Here is a 17,064-nt window from a genome sequence, read left to right as displayed (position 1 = left end):
TTAGTGAGGTATAAATATGAGTATGAAGATTAATAGTGATAATGTATCTAATCACTATCAAACTACAATCAATAATTCTGATGAAGGTGAAGGTATTATTGATAGAAATAAGTTATATAAAGAGGTAGAACCTAGCTTAAGTAAATTAACAGGAATAGAAAGAATTAATCTAAAGCCTGTTTTATCTGAACCAGAACATATAACCAAACCAGATCTTAAACAGATATTAGATTCATTAGAAGTAGATAATGATAATGATATTTACGATCATGCTAAAATAGAAAAAACGGGGATTTTTAATTTTGTTTCAGACGATATGATAAAATTAATAGATCTCATTGTTAAATATTTAGAAACAATGATAAAAAAATTTGAAGCATCCAGAGAAATGGGTGTGATGCTAATGAACATTGAATTGGATATAGCCGATAAAGTAAAAGATAATCTTAATAAAAAAGCCAATATTATGATTGGTTCTGCAATTACTAGTGCTGGTATTTCTATGGCTATACATGGTATGGGAGCCACTTTTTCTATTAAAGGGATGGGGAAAGAGCTTATTGGGCATTCCAATCCAACCATAGTGATGGGAAATACTATTTCATCTTTGGCAGAGCCATTAGCAAGGGTTGCAGACCAAACTATGCAATCTGAAAGTAGCACAATTGAAGGTGAACAAAAAGTATTGGATGCGAGAGGAAGTATTAATAATAATGTGATTAATAATAACAATGAGATACAGCGAGAAGTGACTGAAGTCATAAGAGCATTATTACAAGCAATAGAGGCGATAATTCATGCTCAGCAGGATGCAGCTTCTACGATTTCTTCAAATGTAAGAGCTTAATTTAAAAGATAAAATCATATTTTTTTATAAACTTTTATTAATATAAAAGGTTAAGATTATGTCTAATGATATTTCAGTTTATACTGAGGGGATTAACGATTTACCTCATTTAAATACTAGAGTAAATACTGATAATTATTTCGAAAACCTGCTAGAAGATGAGGATTTTTTATCTTGGGAACCTAATCGGGAATATCAAGATATGAATTATGATAATAATAGAAAGAATAAATTTATAGAGAAGTTACCTGATACAGATAAATATTATTATTTAGATGATGATTATAATAAAACCATTAATGATAAAAATAATTTTTTAAATCAATTTTCTAATGATCTAAATGATCTTAGAAAAAAAGATAATAGTTATGAGACTGATTCGTTAAGTGATCTTTTTAATAATGTTAAACAATCTATTGTTTCAGGCAAAGCGGATTATCTAGATGTATTAAAGGATATCTTTTCTAACTACATGAATTTTGTCAATGAACTAAGGCAAACCATATCTAATTTAAATAAATATCAGAAAGCAGGAAGTAAAGAAGGTACGGTGAATTTTGATTTTAAATCTTTTTTTAATGACTTATCTAACATTAGAGATAAATATAAAAATCCAACAGGTACTGTCGACGATCCTTTTGTTTTTAAATCTCGTTTGTTTTTTCAACATCAAAAGGATGGGACATATTTACGCACCATTGATGGCCAAGAAGTTCATTATAGCGATCTACAACAGGTAAATAATGCGGCAGATGCGTTAGAAAAACTATTAAAAGGTATAAATGGAATAAGCGTATCAATACAAAGGCGTGGGGGGGAGCCTGATGTTGACATTGATTGTCGAGGTAGAATTGATTGTACTGACCTAGAAAAATTGCTAAATGATCTATCTAAGAAGGTATCTAACACGGATGATATTAATCAAACAGAATTTGAGTTATTCAGAAAAACCATCGACGCATTAGATAAGAAAATTAACACTAATTTAGATGAACTTTCCAAAAAATACAGTACAGCAAATAGTAATTATGATAATTTTGTTAAGATTGTCAGTAGTACAATGAACACTTTATTAGAAATGGCAAAAGGATTTTTACGTTTCTGATATTTTATTAATAGATTATTTTTTGCATATAATATGGATTTATGAATATTGAAAAATAAGCGCTATTATTTTTTAATAGCGCTTTTACTTATAATTGAGTGAGCTGATTAGAATTTATATTCAGCGCCTAACCAATAATTACGGCCATCTTCTATATAACCTTGTGTATATTGATAAGATTTATCAAAAAGATTATTAATGGAAGCATTAACTGAAATACCATATCCAACATCATAATCTAACCGTAGATCGGTTTTTGTATAGCCAGCCAGTTTATTATTCTCATCTATACGGTTATAAGTCCAACTTTGTGCTTCTTCCATAATAGTAAAGCGCACTTGTTCAACAGGAATAAAGGTTAACCACATATAGGCTTTATGTTTTGGTAAACCTTCAATATGGTCAACTTGCTTTGGATCACTATGGATATAGCTATAATTTAGGCCAAGTTCTAGCCAATCGGTCATTTTCCCTTTAGTACCAATATCCAAGCCTAGATAATCAACACGTCCACTGTTTTGGTTTTGAAATAGCGCTTCACCGTGACGATAAAGCGTATGCGCCATAATGGCATCACTTACACGATTGTAATATAGGCTAGTTTGGTAGCCCCATTTCTCATTGAGATAACCTTCGTAGGTCATATCAAAGGATAATGCGCGTTCTGGATCTAAATTGGGGTTAATAATCCCTCTTGATCCATCTTTGGGTTTTTCGGTGGTATAGCGCTCTTTTTGGGTAGGGAAGCGACTGCGATCAGAGATTGTAAAACGTATATTATCGTCATTGGCTAATGAATATTTAGCCATGATTTCCCAGTTAATGGCATTTTGTTTGTTGTTATCAGCCTTTTTATCTGTATCGATACTTTTGCGCCAGTCGTAACTTATGGCGCCAACGACATCAAGATCGTTACTCACTACCCATTGATATTCTGTGGCTAATGACCAAGTTCTATCTTTAAAACGTACCCAATCACCGTTTTTTTCTTTTTGGGCACGGTGAACGTCATCTTTCCAATGTACCGCAAAAGAGAGCAGATCACTTTCCTCCATATCGATACCGAATTGTAATGCAGCGCCTGTGCTGTGATCATCATAATGGCTATAATCGACCCTATTACCTTTTTTAGGATACATATAAAGGGTATTTTCAAACTTATCATGATAAGCACGACTTTGTAGATTTATGCTATCCGTAAGTTGTGTCACACCACTATAGTAGTAACTCTCTTTATTATAATCTGGCCATGCCCAATATTTATATCGACCTTTGGCATTAGGATCACTATTCGGTGGACTATTTTTATTACCATCTTGTTTTACATAGGTGAGGGTATATTCGTCAGAAGCGCGTGGTGTCCAACCCACTTTGATCATTCCTCGTTTATCATCTGTTGCTGAATGACTACGACGTCCATGTGTCCCAACTGTGTTATTATTTTCATCTGCATTAGGTATGGGGGTAAAACGTTGCTGGAGTTGACTGCCACTAATTTGGATAAAACCATATTCAGTGCGTGCTCCTAAACGAGCACTCATGTTATGAGCATAATCAGCACCACGAGCAAAACCTTGCGAATAAGCAATATGACCTTCTAATGGTTTGCGAGGCGTTGCGGTGGTGATATTAATTGCACCTCCCATCAGATTAGGGCCTTGCAGTAATGAGGTATAACCTTTGTTAACTTCGATACTGGCGAGATCGTTAGTGGTAAAACGCGCTAAGTCGAGATTGCCATCATAAGGCACATAGGTTGGAATACCGTCAAAGAACACCGGAACTTGGCGACTATCAAAACCACGTACTTTAAGGGTATATTCGTTACGATTACCTGATTTTTGCATCACAATACCAGGTAATGTTGCCAGTGCTTGTGCCGCATTGACTTTATTTTGTTCGAGCATTTGTTGTTGTGTTAATACATCGGGATTTGCCGCAATGGGACTGCTCCAAACGGTTAATACATCAGGGATTGATTGCTGGTAAGTTGTCTGGGCTATTACACTGCAAGGCAGTAGAACAAGGAATAAACAGCATAGAGGTGTTAGTTTCATTATTTTAATCTCAATATATAATTATTTATATAACGATAGGTGTAAGTTAAAGTTACAAAGTGAGTGCTTACCTAATGTAGGCACTCATCTTTATCAGTCAATAAACTAATATTTTTATCTGTGTTTTGATTTAATTTTTAGGGTAAAGGCGAACTTTGATATCACTAGGTGGTGCGTAATAAGGTGCTGATGTCACCATTAAGCCGATCCCTGTTTGGGCATATTTTTCAATAGTATTTAGATTAATTCCCCCAGCGACAGAAAGATGACAGCGTGGGGCAATCTGCGGAGCCTCTTGTTGTAGTAAGGTAATATCTTCAATAGAAAATTTATCCAGTTGTAAGATATCTGGCTGCGCTTTTAACGCTTCTCTTGCTTGTTGTAAGTTATCTGCTTCCACAACAATGCATTTTTCAGGTGCTGCTTGGCGTAACTGTGTAACCTGTTGTAACCAATTATCTGGCTCGGATAAAAAATGACGATGGTTAGCAAAGAGTAAAATAGTTTCAGAACAGCCTTGGCGATGAATAATACCACCACCCGCAAGTACCGCTTGAGTGGCCAGTAATTTTGTATTAGGGATATTTTTACGTGTACAGGCAATTTGCCCTTTAGGTTGGTAGCGATGATAGATTTCGAGCATTTTTGCCATATAGTCACTCACACCACAACTCCATTCCAGCACGTTTTGCACCACTTTCCAGCCTTGGTGTAGTGCATCTGCTCGACCTTCTGCACTAATTAAACAATCACCTTGCTTGGCAAAATCACCTTCTTGTAGATGTGCGGTGACAGTCAGTCCTAATTTTTCTAATAAACGGCAGCCTAGGGTGATTCCACTGACGCAGCCGGCTTCACGACATGTAAAAGTTATTGTGCCTAATTGATGGTTAATATTGAGTGCGCGACAAGTCAAATCGCCATATTGAATATCTTCCAGCAATAAATTATCAAGAAAAGCATCGGGATAATAAATCATAAGGTTAGCTCGCTTTCAGGAACGACATCCCAAGAAACCATCGCCCAATCACGCGTTGGCGATATAAGGGCCACATCATTTTTCATACTTTCATGATAATAAGTGGTTAAGTGTGCAATTTCATTTTCGTTTAAAGGCCCTACAGAGAAGTTAATACTGTCAATAAACTGCTCAAGGCTATTAAAATTATTTTGGCAATTACGGCTACGGATATAATCTACTTTAGGGTGGATCCCCATTTGGTTAAGGATATTGACTGCGTAAATATAGGTCGGCAATGTGGGAACATTGCGACCTAATAAGCGAAGAATACGTTGATCAACAAAAGTGGGTGATACGGTGTGAGTGGTATAAACCCGTAATTTAGCTTGGCGATTTAGTTTTAACAGCGCAGCTTTTAAATCCATCACCAATGTGGAGCGTGAAGCCACCGCAATATCACAAGGTGGAAGCGCATCCCAATTATCTTCCCATGAATAATGAAGAAAATCAGCATGATGAATACCCGCTTGTGCGGCTCTACGTTTGGCAACGGTTAGCATGCCGGTACTATAATCTATCCCGATTATTTTTTTAAACTTGTCAGCAACATGAATACTAATAGAGCCAGGTCCACAGCCGACATCCAATAGTGTTTCAGCATCGGAAAAATCCATCATTTCACGAAACTTGATCAAATAGGGATCGTTGGGATTCGCACAGTTTTCTGCCATTTTTTCAGCGCGTTTATCCCAATGTTCAGGCTCTTTTTTGGTTCTTTGTGCCTGTTGCATATGGTTTTTATAAAGCTCAGCAAAATCTGTGGTTTCAATGGTGTTCATATTCTTGCCTATATGGATTGTTATTATCAGGGTAGGCGTAAAAGTGCGCCTGAATATCAGTGGGTTTCACATTATAAAGCTGAGCTAAATGTTCGGGGGTGAGCAAAAGCTCAGGTTTATCTTGTAAAACGTGGCGATGAGGGGTGAGTAAAATCACCTCATCTGCCAGTAAAGCGGCATGTTGTGGATGATGTGTAGACATAAACACACTTATACCCAAGGCTTTTAGTGTCTTAATTTGGTTAATTAGCTTGATTTGGTTACCAAAATCAAGGCTGGCAGCAGGTTCATCCATAATCAGTAATTTAGGTTGTTGCACCAAAGCCCGTGCAATCAATACCAACTGTTTTTCACCACCACTTAACGTATCAAAAGTGCGGTGAGCAAGATGCGAAAGAGAGAGCATTTCTAAGGTTTCCATTGCCATTGCTTTATCTTGTGAGCTAGGCATCGAGAAAAAAGAGATATGTGCTCCACGCCCCATAATCACCATATCAATCACTTTAAAAGAAAAAGGGAGGTGGGTTGCTTGAGGAACATAGGCAATCACTTTGGCTAAATCAGTTGGTGACCACTTACTTATTTCTTTGCCTTCAATGATAATATGGCCTGCAAGACTGGGTAACAAACCAAGTAAGGTACGCATCAACGTGGTTTTACCACAGCCATTTGCGCCTAATAAACAGACAATTTGCCCTTGTTTAATATAAAAAGAGAGGTTTTGGATCAAGGGTGTTGTTTTATAGCCAATTGTGAGTTGTTTAGCTGCAGTGATGATCATCTATCCCGCCTTGTTTTGAGTAATAACATCAGAAAGAAAGGCGCACCAATAGCTGAGGTTAAAATGCCTAAAGGCAACTCAATATTCGCAATAGTTCGTGCTAGTGTATCCGTTATTAATAACATTGTTGCGCCCACAAGTAAGGAAATAGGCAGTTGATATCCGAAGTTAGCACCAACTAACAATCTTGCGATATGCGGAACAATTAAACCTAACCAGCCAATAATGCCCGCAATAGAAACTGCACTCGCGGTGATTAATGTGGCCGATAAAATAAAGATAAGTCTGGTAATTTCTACATTAAGGCCTAAGGAGCGCGCTTCTTCATCAGAAAGGCTGAGAATATTCATTCGCCAGCGTAATAAAATCAGTGGAATAAACCCGAGTAGCATTAAAGGTGCAACAGAGAGTAAATCAGGCGCCGTGATAGTTGATAGCCCTCCTAACAGCCAAAAAGTGATGGAAGGTAGCTGAGTATAAGGATCAGCTAAAATTTTCATTAATGAAATAGCTGAGCCACATAAGGCGCTAATCGCAATACCAACTAAAACAAGAGAAAGGACCGGATCCTGTTGTTTCGCCAATTTGGCAATAAAATAGACTAAAGCAACAGTGATAAGCCCTCCGACAAAAGCAAAAAGCTGAATTGACAACATGGAGTGACCAAGAAAAATACCCAATACAGCACCGACTCCAGCCCCTGCTGACACTCCGAGAATATCAGGTGATACCAGTGGGTTACGGAACATACCTTGATAAGCCGCCCCCGCAATAGCAAGTCCACCTCCAATTAAAATGGTAGCAAGTACTCGAGGCAAGCGTATTTGCCAGAACACAGTTGCTGTTCGACTCTCTTCAATATGCCCGGTTAATTTGCTACTGACGACTGTCCACAGTTCATTGACTGTAAGTGAATACTTACCACTAGTGATAGCAATAACTACAGCCGCTGAGAATAACAGCAACAACAGAGTGATACGTGCTGATTGGCTCATGAAGACCTCATCAACAGCTGGCATTGCTCAGCACTTAACGATGTATGGTAAAAATAAGCAAAGTAATTTTGCAGATCTTGCGTGGCTTGTTCTGCTATTCGATGGTCAAAATGGCTCTGTAAGCGACGCATTCCCATTAAACGGTTGATACCAGGAGGGCCATCTAACCAGCCAAATGGTAAGCCTTTAAATAATAACACTTTATTATTTTTAACAGCTTGGATATTTTTCCATATAGAGTCTTGCCTGATTTGCTGATAGGCATTTTCATCTTGTGTGATGATAACTTCAGGGTTCCACATAAGGAGTTGTTCAGGGGAAACATCAGTAAGACCGGTAAAACCAGCAATATCAGCGACATTTTCGAACCCTAATAGTTCAATAGCTTCAGTATGAATAGATCCTGTTGAGCCTGTTTGTAAGCCTTTTGCACCACGTGCAAGGTAAAAACGAGGTCTTATTTTTAGAGTAGAAGCAAACAAGGTCGCATCACTAAGATACTGCTCTGCAATAAGTGCTAATGTTTCTGCTTTTTCTGCCACACCTAATAAAGCCCCCGTTTGGCGTAACTGAGTGGGGCTGTCTTTTAAGCTGCCGTCAATTAACACATAAGGTACACCTGTTTGCGCACTAACACGTTTAGCTAATGAACGATAGGTTTCATCAACATTACCACTATCAATAATGATATCTGGCTCTAGCGCCATTAATGTTTCTAAGGAGAGTGTACTACCACGGCCAGACAGACGGCCTAAATGGGGCAATTTACGCAACTTGTCGGCAAATAAGCTACTTTTTCCTAGATTAAGCGAGGAGAAACCTAATAATTTTTCTGGTACTAAAGCCAACAACAGTTGGTCGGTTGGGGGGCCTGCGCTAATAACGCGATGAATATTTTCTGGTGTAGGAAGCACACCAAATTGAGCGGCGATACGTGAAGTGATTGCCGCTCTTGCACAACGTGGCAGTACTGATAATGCTGCAAGCGTCGCTAAATAACTCAGAAATTGTCGTCTGTGGATAGCCATAGGTTCACACTGTAGTGTTGTTTTATATTAATAATCGTTATTTCATAAATTATATAACGATGCATACTATATTTCCTTTGGCTTAAGTCAAGGGAGAGGCATTCAAAATTAAATCTAAGAAGACATCCGATAAACTTTATTCGAAATAGTGTATAACCTAAGGATATAATCAGGTTTGTTAAATAAACCTCAAGTGCGTATTAATACTGATATTTTGGATAGTTACGATATAAAATGAAAAAAAAACGCCCCTCATTACAGGATGTTGCCGACCGTGTTGGTGTCACAAAAATGACAGTTAGTCGTTTTTTGCGTAATCCAGAACAAGTTTCCGAAGCATTACGAGTCAAAATCGCTCGTGAATTAGACAGCCTGAATTATATTCCTAATCGTGCACCTGATATTTTGTCGAATGCGACCAGCCATGCGATTGGCGTATTATTGCCTTCTCTTACTAACCAAGTGTTTGCACAAGTTATTCGTGGTATTGAATCTGTGACGGATAAATATGGTTATCAAACCATGTTGGCGCACTATGGCTATCAAGCAGAAAAAGAAGAAGAGCGTCTTATTTCTCTGCTTTCTTATAATATTGATGGGTTGATCTTAGCGGAGAGAACACACACACCCAAAACGGTCAAAATGCTGGAAACGGCGGGTATTCCGGTGGTGGAAATTATGGATAGTGTTTCACCTTGTTTTGATTCGGCGGTAGGGTTAGATAATATTGAAGCCTCGCGAAAAATGGTCAGTGAAATGATCCACCGTGGTTGTAAACGAATTATCTATCTTGGGGCAAGACAAGATGAGCGAACATTAATGCGTTTACAAGGGTATGAACAAGCGATGCAAGAAGCAGGCTTACCCATAGGTCATGTGATGACACCTAAAAGCTCTTCTTATTCGTTAGGTACAGAACTTTTACATGAGGCACGCAAGCAATATCCTGACTTAGATGGGCTCTATTGCACCAATGATGATATTGCGATAGGGGCTATTTTCGAATGTCAGCGTATGGGGATTGCGGTACCTGAGCAAATTGCTATTTCCGGTTTCCACGGTCATGATGTGGGACAAGTCATGACTCCACGGTTAGCCAGTATTTTTACGCCACGTGATGAAATGGGACAACAAGCGGCGGATTTATTACTAAAAAGAATGAAGGGTAAAATTGCTCGTGGGCAAGTGATTGATGTGGGATTCCGTATCATCACCGGTGAAAGTATTTAGTTATTCATTTGATTATTAAATTATTTTTTTCTTTGGTAGGGTTTTTTTATTGACCCTATTTGGGATTATAGAGTGATATATCCTGACGTTTTTTGCTTTGTAAAAATCAGTCGTTAACTTATCAATTACTTATGATTTTGTTGTAACTTTGTTGTTTTTCCACAATCTATTTGCGAGACGCTTCACACTTTCATTTCATAGTTTGTTTTGTAGGTTGTTTTTATCTTTCTGGATCGAGTAATGTTACCCGTAACAGTTACGGGTAACATTACAAAAAGTTAATAACTGCCTAAAGGAGCAATATATGAAAGATACCCAATCCCTACACCATGTCTTTATCTTAATGGGGGTATCAGGCAGCGGTAAATCAGCGGTTGCAAATGGTGTAGCACAACGTATCGGTGCGGCATTTTTAGATGGCGATTTCCTTCATCCTCGTGCAAACATCACTAAAATGGCTTCAGGTCATGCTTTAAATGATGAAGATCGCAAACCTTGGTTACACGCTCTCAATGATGCTGCTTTTGCAATGCAAAGAACCAATAAAGTGTCATTAATCGTTTGTTCCGCATTAAAAAAACAGTATCGCGATATGTTAAGAGAAGGTAATCACTGCTTACATTTTCTCTATTTAAAAGGGGATTACGCGCTAATTGAAAGTCGTTTAAAAGAGCGTAAAGGTCACTTCTTTAAACCACAGATGTTGATTACTCAATTTGAAACATTAGAAGAGCCAACGAATGACGAACCTGATGTTTATGAAATAGATATTTCGCCATCTCTTGATAACGTGATTGAAAATGTCATCAACACTATAGAATCTGTTACTAAACCTATTACTGAGGAGAGTGCGGTATGAGTACATTAACACTGGTGCTAACTGCAGTTGGCTCCGTCCTATTATTGCTCTTCTTTGTAATGTATGCGCGTTTACACGCCTTTATTGCGTTAATGATTGTTGCTATTGGTGCTGGTATTTTCTCTGGTATGCCGTTAGAAAAAATCACGCAAACCATGCAAAACGGAATGGGGGGAACATTGGGTTTTCTCTCCATCGTGGTCGCTTTGGGGGCAATGTTTGGTAAAATTCTGCATGAAACGGGGGCATTAGACCAAATTGCGGTACGGCTACTGAAATCCTTTGGTGAAAAACGGGCTAACTATGCACTGGGTATTGCGGGTTTAGTTTGCGCATTACCTCTGTTTTTCGATGTCGCGGTGGTTTTACTGATCGGGGTGGTATTTGCTGTTGCCCGTCGTACGGGGGGGAATGTTGTTAAAATGGCGATCCCTCTCTTTGCCGGTGTTGCAGGGGCCGCTGCCTTCTTATTACCGGGGCCAACGCCTATGTTGCTTGCTGACCAGATGAATGCTGATTTTGGTTGGATGATCTTAATTGGTTTATGTGCAGCCATTCCAGGTATGTTATTAGCGGGGCCTATTTTTGGTAACTTTATTAGCCGTTATGTGACCTTAGAATTACCGAAAGATTTTGATGAGCCAAGCTTAGGACAAAGTAAAATGCCTTCTTTTGGCTTCAGTCTTGCATTGGTCTTATTGCCATTAGTCTTGGTTGGATGTAAAACCATTGGTGCGCGTTTTGTTGAGCCTGACTCTCAGCTATTCAATATTCTTGAGTTTATTGGTCACCCCTTTATTGCCATCCTTGTGGCGTGTTTAGTGGCTATTTATGGCTTGGCTATTCGCCGTGGTATGAGTAAAGAAAAAGTCATGGAAGTATGCTCTGCGGCTATCCAACCTGCGGGGATCATCTTATTAGTCACGGGGGCTGGTGGCGTATTTAAACAGGTGCTGGTGGATTCAGGTGTGGGGCCAGCATTAGGGAATGCATTAATTGGTGCAGGTATGCCGATTGCTGTGGCTTGTTTTATTCTTGCAGGTGCAGTACGTGTTATTCAAGGCTCTGCGACTGTGGCTTGTTTAACTGCGGTTGGTTTAGTGTTACCGGTGATCAGTGAACTAGGTTATAGCGGTGCACAAATGGCGGCGTTATCGGTTTGTATTGCTGGTGGCTCTATTATTTTAAGCCATGTTAATGACTCCGGCTTCTGGTTATACGGTAAATTTACTGGTGCAACAGAAGGACAAACCTTAAAAACATGGTCATTAATGGAAACCATTTTAGGTACTACAGGCGCAGTGGTTGGAATGATTTTCTTTGCATTTTTATAAAAATGAGCTGTTCCTTTTTAACAAATGGCGCATCAATAGGTGCGCCATTTTTCATTGCTATAAATCACCATTAAATCTGATAGAAAATAGTTAACAACTGATTAATCTACAGGTCTTATTGTTTTGTGAACATGGTGAGGCTGATATTTTTATGGGTGATTATAATTCACTGTTTAAACAGCATACGGAGTGTAATATTCATACTATTACACTTATTCGTGATTCCATTTTGGCATCTAGTCAGAAATTACAAGAAAAGCTAGCATTGCTGGAAGAAATGGAACATCTCTTTAATGATATGCTTATCAATGCAGAATCATTAGTGGTCTTTTTTAATGAAATTGATGAGCATTTTACTCATAGTAATGAAGAAATTGAGAATTTTGCTAAATGGCTAAATAAAATAAAAGATAGCGCTAATAATATTGATAAACTGTCAAATCAAGCCAATATATTATCAATTAATTCAGCAATAGAGGCAGGACATATAGGTCATGCAGGTGCAGGATTTTCTGTATTAGCACAAGAGATGAAAAGCCTTTCACAAAAGATCCAAAATCAGGCCTCAGAAATAGCGTCTATCAACAATAATGTAAGTGCCCGCTTTACACCAATAAAACAAAATACTCAGAAAAATCAAGAACAATTGAAGCAAATAAAAAATCTTGTTACGGAAGGTCATGCTAATTTATCTGCGCTTGCTCAACAAGCCAATGATTTAAAAAATATCTTTCAGTTTATGTCGATACAACAATTTTTTAATACTGTGAAAATAGATCATGTTTTATGGAAAGAAGCGATTTATATTCACTTATTAAATAATGATGATGAAAATTGTGTTAATCAGCATACTGAATGTCGTTTAGGAAAATGGTACTACCAAGGTGAAGGACGCAAATTTGCCGGTAGTGAAGCTTTTCGTCGTTTAGAAGAGCCTCATAAATTGGTTCATCAAAGTGGGCGTCTTGCATTGGCGGCGAATATGGCCGGTGATCAGGATGCGGTAGTGAAGTATATTCAGCAAATGGAACAAGCGAGTGTTGATGTCATTAAATATATTGATGCTTTACATAATTAATAATGCGATGACAGAGAGTCTACATAACGAGAAAGGAGCTGAGGCTCCTTTTCGTTATAATAATATCTAACTTTTATTAATCAGCGCTGATAATTGGCTATAGAGAGTATTTGCACTACTTTCATACCCTTCACGAGAAAGGTGGACACCGTCCGGCCTTGCAAGATCATAAATAGACCATGCTTTAATTGAGCACTCTCCACCCATATAATCGCGCCAATCCCAGAATAATGTACGCTCTTGTTGAGCGACTTCCTTTTGGATACGAATAATATCGGTTAACCATTGGGGTTGTTGAGAGCGACAATCTGATGCATCTTTATTCTTAATAGAATCCGACGGACCAACTAATAAAATGGCACTATTCGGGGCTTGCTGGCGGATTTGACGAATTTTTTCAACAAGCAGTTGTCGGTAAGCCACTAAATCAAACGTATCATTAAAGGCTTCATTAGTGCCATAAGCTAAAATCACCATATCGGGATGTAATTGGCCTAATGTTTTACTCCACTGTGCTCCCCATTTATCCATCATATTAATGGTTGCGCCGTTAATACCTAATGCGGATAACATCACCCCTGGCTTTTGGTTGCTGATTAACCAACCGCCTAATTTAATCGGTTGGTTTTTACTAATCGTAATATTGATTGGGAAGGTGATCGTTGTGGGTTTAGAAAATTGCCATTCACCTTGTGTCTGTGAAAGTGAAAGCGTTTTACTGCCAGCGGATTGTAAATGGATTTGTGAAGCCGTAGGCGCCTTATATAACGCTTGTAATTGGTAACGCTGACCTGTTGTGGGATTTTCATTTAGTTGCAATGCTGACCATTTCGCGACTGGCTCAGCGATAAATCCTCCTAAGGGAAAATCAGGATCGCTTTCTTTGCGACTAGAAAGTAAATCCCACGCTTTTTTACTGCTTTGATATTGGATATTGGCAATACGTTGACCCGCAATAGCGGTAGGGGGAATAAAACCTATACCACCATTGCCATAATCAGCTTGAAAACGTTCACGTAGTTTACCACTGAAAAAATCCGCAGCGGTATGTGAATCACCCAACTGTACGATATGTACCCTTTGGCGTCGTTGCTTTAACTTTTGCGCAAAAGCGGCAAAGTTGGGATCGTGGTAGTTGTAGAGTTGTCTTGAACCATCTGCAGGTAACACGCTAGGTGTTGATAGCGTAAGAGATTTATCTTTCTCTTGGTTACAAGCGACTAACAGCGAAACCAAAGCCAGTATAATAGAACGACTGACTAAGGTTCGAGGTTTAAGGATGTGCGTTAATTGTTTCATTTGGCGTGACCATATTTTTGTCTGTTACATCATCTGGCACATCATCAACTTTTTGCAGATGGATACGCGAGAATACCTGCTGAGCAATGATTTGTTGCCCTTTTAAACTAAAGTGAATACCGTCGCCTGCTCTTAGCTTCACGCGGCTGCTACCATCACCGATATAATCAGAATAAATATCTTTTTCATATTTAAACATATCATTGACAGAAAGGTAAATTTCTCCCGTTTTTTCTGCTTCTTCCCGGTAAAGTTGATTTAGATAAGCCATACCTTGAGATAATTTTTGCTTACGCATATTCGGAGGACCAATCCAAATCACACTCACATTATGTTGGCGCGCATTATCAATAATGCTGGCGATACGTGCGCGATATAAGGTACCCCACGCTTCACTGGCAAATTTTAAATAACGTCCGCCACCATCTGGGGGCATGTCCCAAGGATCATTAGGCCCTAAAAAAACAACCAGTAACTTAATGGAATCATCGCTAGCTAACCGATTAGCAATAGTTTGAGGCCAATTAAAAAACTTAGGATAGGCTAATCCTGTGCTCTGTTTGCTCAAATCAATACTGCTTATATTATAATCTGTTTGCAATTGACGTTTTAATAAGGGGGCAACGCCTTGCATCATTGAATCTCCAGCAAACAGCACTTTGTCTTTGGGAGATAATATGACATCTGTTTTTTGCACAATAGGTTTTTGGGCTTCAGCAGCGGCTTTTGTCAGATCAATAGTTGATGCATTTGCTAATGTACCTTGTGCATATTGACGTTGTAGGAGTTGTGGAAACTGTTGTGTTAATTGCGAAGCGGGGCGAGTATAGCCATTGATAAAATGTAGCCCTACTGCAAATCCTTCTGGAAAGGCGGTTTGTTCTTGACGAGGCGTTATTGGTTTAGCCTGATTATCCGGGTGATTAACTCGCAAATAATCACTATAGCTTGTTACTGCGACAAATACGCCATCTCGCAACTGACCTCCCACTTGCCAAGCATAATATTGTGATAAACCCGACCAAGGGGCTGGGCGATGGTATTGTTGTTGCCAAAAGCGCTCTAATGATGTTTGGTTTAGCCAAATAAGAAATAGTGTGCTGAAGAGCACCATTAAAGCCACTTTTACGGTCTTTTTTAAATTTGAACTGAAATCAAAAGCTGGCATAAATAAATCCCGGAACCCCATCAGGAGACAACATAAATATAATTGTAAGGATCAACGCTAATGGTAGTGGATAAACATACCAAGGCACTTTTTTCTCAAGTCGCGCAATAATTGCCCTTAAAGTGACAAAACAAGGATACAGTAAGAACAGTCCCCAGAACATAAACAGGGTTAGCCCTTCGGCTTGTAGCGACTGCCAAGCACCTGCACTAAAGAGTTGTTGAATTAATATCCAAGCATCATTGACGGTTTGGCTGCGAAAAAAGATCCACGCAAAGCACACAAAATGGAAGGTAATTATCCAAGATAACAACATTTTTAATGATGCTAGCATGCTATTGGCGTCATGTTTGGCGGCGGGGAAAAGGCGGTGTTTGATATTTAATATCACCACACCAATACCATGAATGGCTCCCCAGATAATAAACGTCATAGCTGCGCCATGCCATAAACCAGAGATAACCATCGCGGCAAAGGCATTCACATTTTGTCGAATAACGCCCTTACGATTTCCCCCCAAAGGGATATAAACATAATCGCGAATAAACGTTGATAAACTTATATGCCAACGACGCCAAAAATCAGCAAGATTGATGGCTAAATAAGGTGCATTAAAGTTACGAGGGACAACAAAACCCAGTAATAGCGCAATACCTGTCACTAAATTGGTATAACCCGAGAAGTTAAAATAGATATGCCATGCATAAGCATAGGTCGCCACCAGTACTTGTCCGCTAGTGGCTAAATCAGGGGCATTAAAAATAGGATCGACATAATTTGTCGACAACCAACCACTTAACCAAAAGAGCTTAGCGATTGCTAATACAATCAGCATGATAGCCCCTTTATAGTCGATAATTTTACGGGTTGGTGCTTGAATTTGTGGTAAAAATTGTTTGGCACGATTAATCGGTCCCGCCACAATGCTTGGGAAAAAGCATAAGTAGAGCACGACATCAAGAAAAGGGGCTTTAGGGATCTCTTTGCGACACACTGAAACGACATAGCTAACAGAGTGGAAGATATAAAACGATAACCCTAATGGTGCCAGTAGTTCAATAATTGGTAATTCAACACTTAATCCCCACTGTGAGAATAGTTGTGTCAATGATTCTTGGAAAAATGAGTAATATTTAAAGGCAGTAAAATAGAGGGCAACTAACAGCCCCAGTAACCAATAAATCACTTTCGTTGATGTATAGCGGGTGAGTATATTGGCTAATGAGTAAATCAAAAGCGTATAGCTTAATAAGATAACAGCAGGACGGTAGTCGACATAGAATAGAAAAGCATAACTTACTATGATGAGTAAGATATTTTGGATCTTAACCTGCTTTTGGAAGAGCCAATAGATAATAAAAAAGCTCGTAAAGGCTCCGAGAAACTCGAATGAAAAAAAATTCATAAATGGCTCTAAGGGTGTGATTTAACAGTCATACCAAATGTGTTACTCCCTATATTATGAATTATTAGCTTGCTTTCA

The 17,064-nt window shown here is 38.7% G+C and carries 15 protein-coding genes; 6 read left to right on the top strand and 9 right to left on the bottom strand.

What is annotated here, in order from left to right; genetic code table 11:
• Positions 1–16: 16 nt before the first annotated feature.
• Together AACQ49_RS06140 and AACQ49_RS06135 are read left to right on the top strand one after the other, a co-directional pair.
• Positions 17–847, top strand: coding sequence for a hypothetical protein (locus AACQ49_RS06140; protein WP_049235981.1), 831 nt, complete (start codon positions 17–19; stop codon positions 845–847).
• 58 nt (positions 848–905) lie between these two features.
• Positions 906–1,952 (top strand): IpaD/SipD/SspD family type III secretion system needle tip protein, encoded by a 1,047-nt coding sequence (locus AACQ49_RS06135; RefSeq protein WP_017827364.1) that lies wholly within the window; start codon positions 906–908, stop codon positions 1,950–1,952.
• A gap of 107 nt (positions 1,953–2,059) precedes the next feature.
• On the opposite strand, the gene AACQ49_RS06130 is transcribed toward AACQ49_RS06135, so the two are convergent.
• The 6 genes from AACQ49_RS06130 to AACQ49_RS06105 all read right to left on the bottom strand — a co-directional run bounded on the left by AACQ49_RS06130 (position 2,060) and on the right by AACQ49_RS06105 (position 8,613).
• A complete protein-coding gene (locus tag AACQ49_RS06130; RefSeq protein WP_161778939.1) occupies positions 2,060–4,009 on the bottom strand; it encodes a TonB-dependent receptor plug domain-containing protein in 1,950 nt (649 codons plus the stop codon).
• A 130-nt stretch (positions 4,010–4,139) separates the two neighbouring features.
• On the bottom strand, positions 4,140–4,988 hold the full coding sequence (gene modD / locus AACQ49_RS06125; protein ID WP_004249215.1) for a ModD protein: 849 nt from the start codon (positions 4,986–4,988) through the stop codon (positions 4,140–4,142).
• On the bottom strand, positions 4,985–5,809 hold the full coding sequence (locus tag AACQ49_RS06120; protein ID WP_020946294.1) for a class I SAM-dependent methyltransferase: 825 nt from the start codon (positions 5,807–5,809) through the stop codon (positions 4,985–4,987). The genes modD and AACQ49_RS06120 overlap by 4 nt, the downstream gene beginning before the upstream one ends.
• Positions 5,796–6,590 (bottom strand): ABC transporter ATP-binding protein, encoded by a 795-nt coding sequence (locus tag AACQ49_RS06115; protein ID WP_004245819.1) that lies wholly within the window; start codon positions 6,588–6,590, stop codon positions 5,796–5,798. Before AACQ49_RS06115 ends, AACQ49_RS06120 begins: the two co-directional genes overlap by 14 nt.
• Complete coding sequence (locus AACQ49_RS06110) at positions 6,587–7,585, bottom strand: FecCD family ABC transporter permease (RefSeq protein WP_161778938.1); 999 nt, start codon at positions 7,583–7,585, stop codon at positions 6,587–6,589. Before AACQ49_RS06110 ends, AACQ49_RS06115 begins: the two co-directional genes overlap by 4 nt.
• Positions 7,582–8,613, bottom strand: coding sequence for an iron ABC transporter substrate-binding protein (locus tag AACQ49_RS06105; RefSeq protein WP_161778937.1), 1,032 nt, complete (start codon positions 8,611–8,613; stop codon positions 7,582–7,584). Before AACQ49_RS06105 ends, AACQ49_RS06110 begins: the two co-directional genes overlap by 4 nt.
• Before the next feature lie 234 nt (positions 8,614–8,847).
• On the opposite strand from AACQ49_RS06105, the gene gntR reads away from it, so the two are divergent.
• The 4 genes from gntR (at position 8,848) to AACQ49_RS06085 (ending at position 13,114) form a co-directional block, all read left to right on the top strand.
• A complete protein-coding gene (gene gntR / locus AACQ49_RS06100) occupies positions 8,848–9,843 on the top strand; it encodes a gluconate operon transcriptional repressor GntR (RefSeq protein ID WP_004250141.1) in 996 nt (331 codons plus the stop codon).
• A 304-nt stretch (positions 9,844–10,147) separates the two neighbouring features.
• Positions 10,148–10,702 carry a gluconokinase gene (gene gntK, locus AACQ49_RS06095; protein ID WP_004245815.1) on the top strand — a complete coding sequence of 185 codons (555 nt, stop codon included), beginning with the start codon at positions 10,148–10,150 and terminating at the stop codon, positions 10,700–10,702.
• Positions 10,699–12,036 carry a gluconate transporter gene (gene gntU / locus AACQ49_RS06090; RefSeq protein WP_004245814.1) on the top strand — a complete coding sequence of 446 codons (1,338 nt, stop codon included), beginning with the start codon at positions 10,699–10,701 and terminating at the stop codon, positions 12,034–12,036. The genes gntK and gntU overlap by 4 nt, the downstream gene beginning before the upstream one ends.
• Positions 12,037–12,187: 151 nt before the next feature.
• Positions 12,188–13,114, top strand: a complete 927-nt coding sequence (locus tag AACQ49_RS06085; RefSeq protein WP_004249221.1) for a methyl-accepting chemotaxis protein — start codon at positions 12,188–12,190, stop codon at positions 13,112–13,114.
• Positions 13,115–13,180: 66 nt separating this feature from the next.
• Here the strand turns inward: AACQ49_RS06085 and AACQ49_RS06080 are convergent, their stop codons facing one another.
• The 3 genes from AACQ49_RS06080 to AACQ49_RS06070 are packed head-to-tail and all read right to left on the bottom strand — an operon-like array spanning position 13,181 to position 16,986.
• Positions 13,181–14,413, bottom strand: a complete 1,233-nt coding sequence (locus tag AACQ49_RS06080; protein ID WP_017827366.1) for an SGNH/GDSL hydrolase family protein — start codon at positions 14,411–14,413, stop codon at positions 13,181–13,183.
• On the bottom strand, positions 14,388–15,581 hold the full coding sequence (locus tag AACQ49_RS06075) for an SGNH/GDSL hydrolase family protein (protein WP_004245807.1): 1,194 nt from the start codon (positions 15,579–15,581) through the stop codon (positions 14,388–14,390). The genes AACQ49_RS06080 and AACQ49_RS06075 overlap by 26 nt, the downstream gene beginning before the upstream one ends.
• Positions 15,568–16,986, bottom strand: coding sequence for an MBOAT family O-acyltransferase (locus tag AACQ49_RS06070; protein WP_004245806.1), 1,419 nt, complete (start codon positions 16,984–16,986; stop codon positions 15,568–15,570). The genes AACQ49_RS06075 and AACQ49_RS06070 overlap by 14 nt, the downstream gene beginning before the upstream one ends.
• Positions 16,987–17,064 lie beyond the last annotated feature (78 nt).

Origin of the sequence: Proteus sp. G2675 (assembly GCF_963886535.1) — a bacterium.
GTDB classification, from domain to species: Bacteria; Pseudomonadota; Gammaproteobacteria; order Enterobacterales; family Enterobacteriaceae; genus Proteus; species Proteus mirabilis.
Note: the sequence above shows the minus strand (reverse complement) of the source record. Positions and strands in the feature narration are given on the sequence as shown.

Coding starts and splice junctions, on each gene's coding strand:
- AACQ49_RS06080 (WP_017827366.1), bottom strand. CDS start 14,413: ATGAAACAATTAACGCACATCCTTAAACCTCGAACCTTAGTCAGTCGT.
- gntU (WP_004245814.1), top strand. CDS start 10,699: ATGAGTACATTAACACTGGTGCTAACTGCAGTTGGCTCCGTCCTATTA.
- gntR (WP_004250141.1), top strand. CDS start 8,848: ATGAAAAAAAAACGCCCCTCATTACAGGATGTTGCCGACCGTGTTGGT.
- modD (WP_004249215.1), bottom strand. CDS start 4,988: ATGATTTATTATCCCGATGCTTTTCTTGATAATTTATTGCTGGAAGAT.
- AACQ49_RS06110 (WP_161778938.1), bottom strand. CDS start 7,585: ATGAGCCAATCAGCACGTATCACTCTGTTGTTGCTGTTATTCTCAGCG.
- AACQ49_RS06135 (WP_017827364.1), top strand. CDS start 906: ATGTCTAATGATATTTCAGTTTATACTGAGGGGATTAACGATTTACCT.
- AACQ49_RS06120 (WP_020946294.1), bottom strand. CDS start 5,809: ATGAACACCATTGAAACCACAGATTTTGCTGAGCTTTATAAAAACCAT.
- AACQ49_RS06075 (WP_004245807.1), bottom strand. CDS start 15,581: ATGCCAGCTTTTGATTTCAGTTCAAATTTAAAAAAGACCGTAAAAGTG.
- AACQ49_RS06070 (WP_004245806.1), bottom strand. CDS start 16,986: ATGAATTTTTTTTCATTCGAGTTTCTCGGAGCCTTTACGAGCTTTTTT.
- AACQ49_RS06085 (WP_004249221.1), top strand. CDS start 12,188: ATGGGTGATTATAATTCACTGTTTAAACAGCATACGGAGTGTAATATT.
- AACQ49_RS06105 (WP_161778937.1), bottom strand. CDS start 8,613: ATGGCTATCCACAGACGACAATTTCTGAGTTATTTAGCGACGCTTGCA.
- AACQ49_RS06140 (WP_049235981.1), top strand. CDS start 17: ATGAGTATGAAGATTAATAGTGATAATGTATCTAATCACTATCAAACT.
- gntK (WP_004245815.1), top strand. CDS start 10,148: ATGAAAGATACCCAATCCCTACACCATGTCTTTATCTTAATGGGGGTA.
- AACQ49_RS06115 (WP_004245819.1), bottom strand. CDS start 6,590: ATGATCATCACTGCAGCTAAACAACTCACAATTGGCTATAAAACAACA.
- AACQ49_RS06130 (WP_161778939.1), bottom strand. CDS start 4,009: ATGAAACTAACACCTCTATGCTGTTTATTCCTTGTTCTACTGCCTTGC.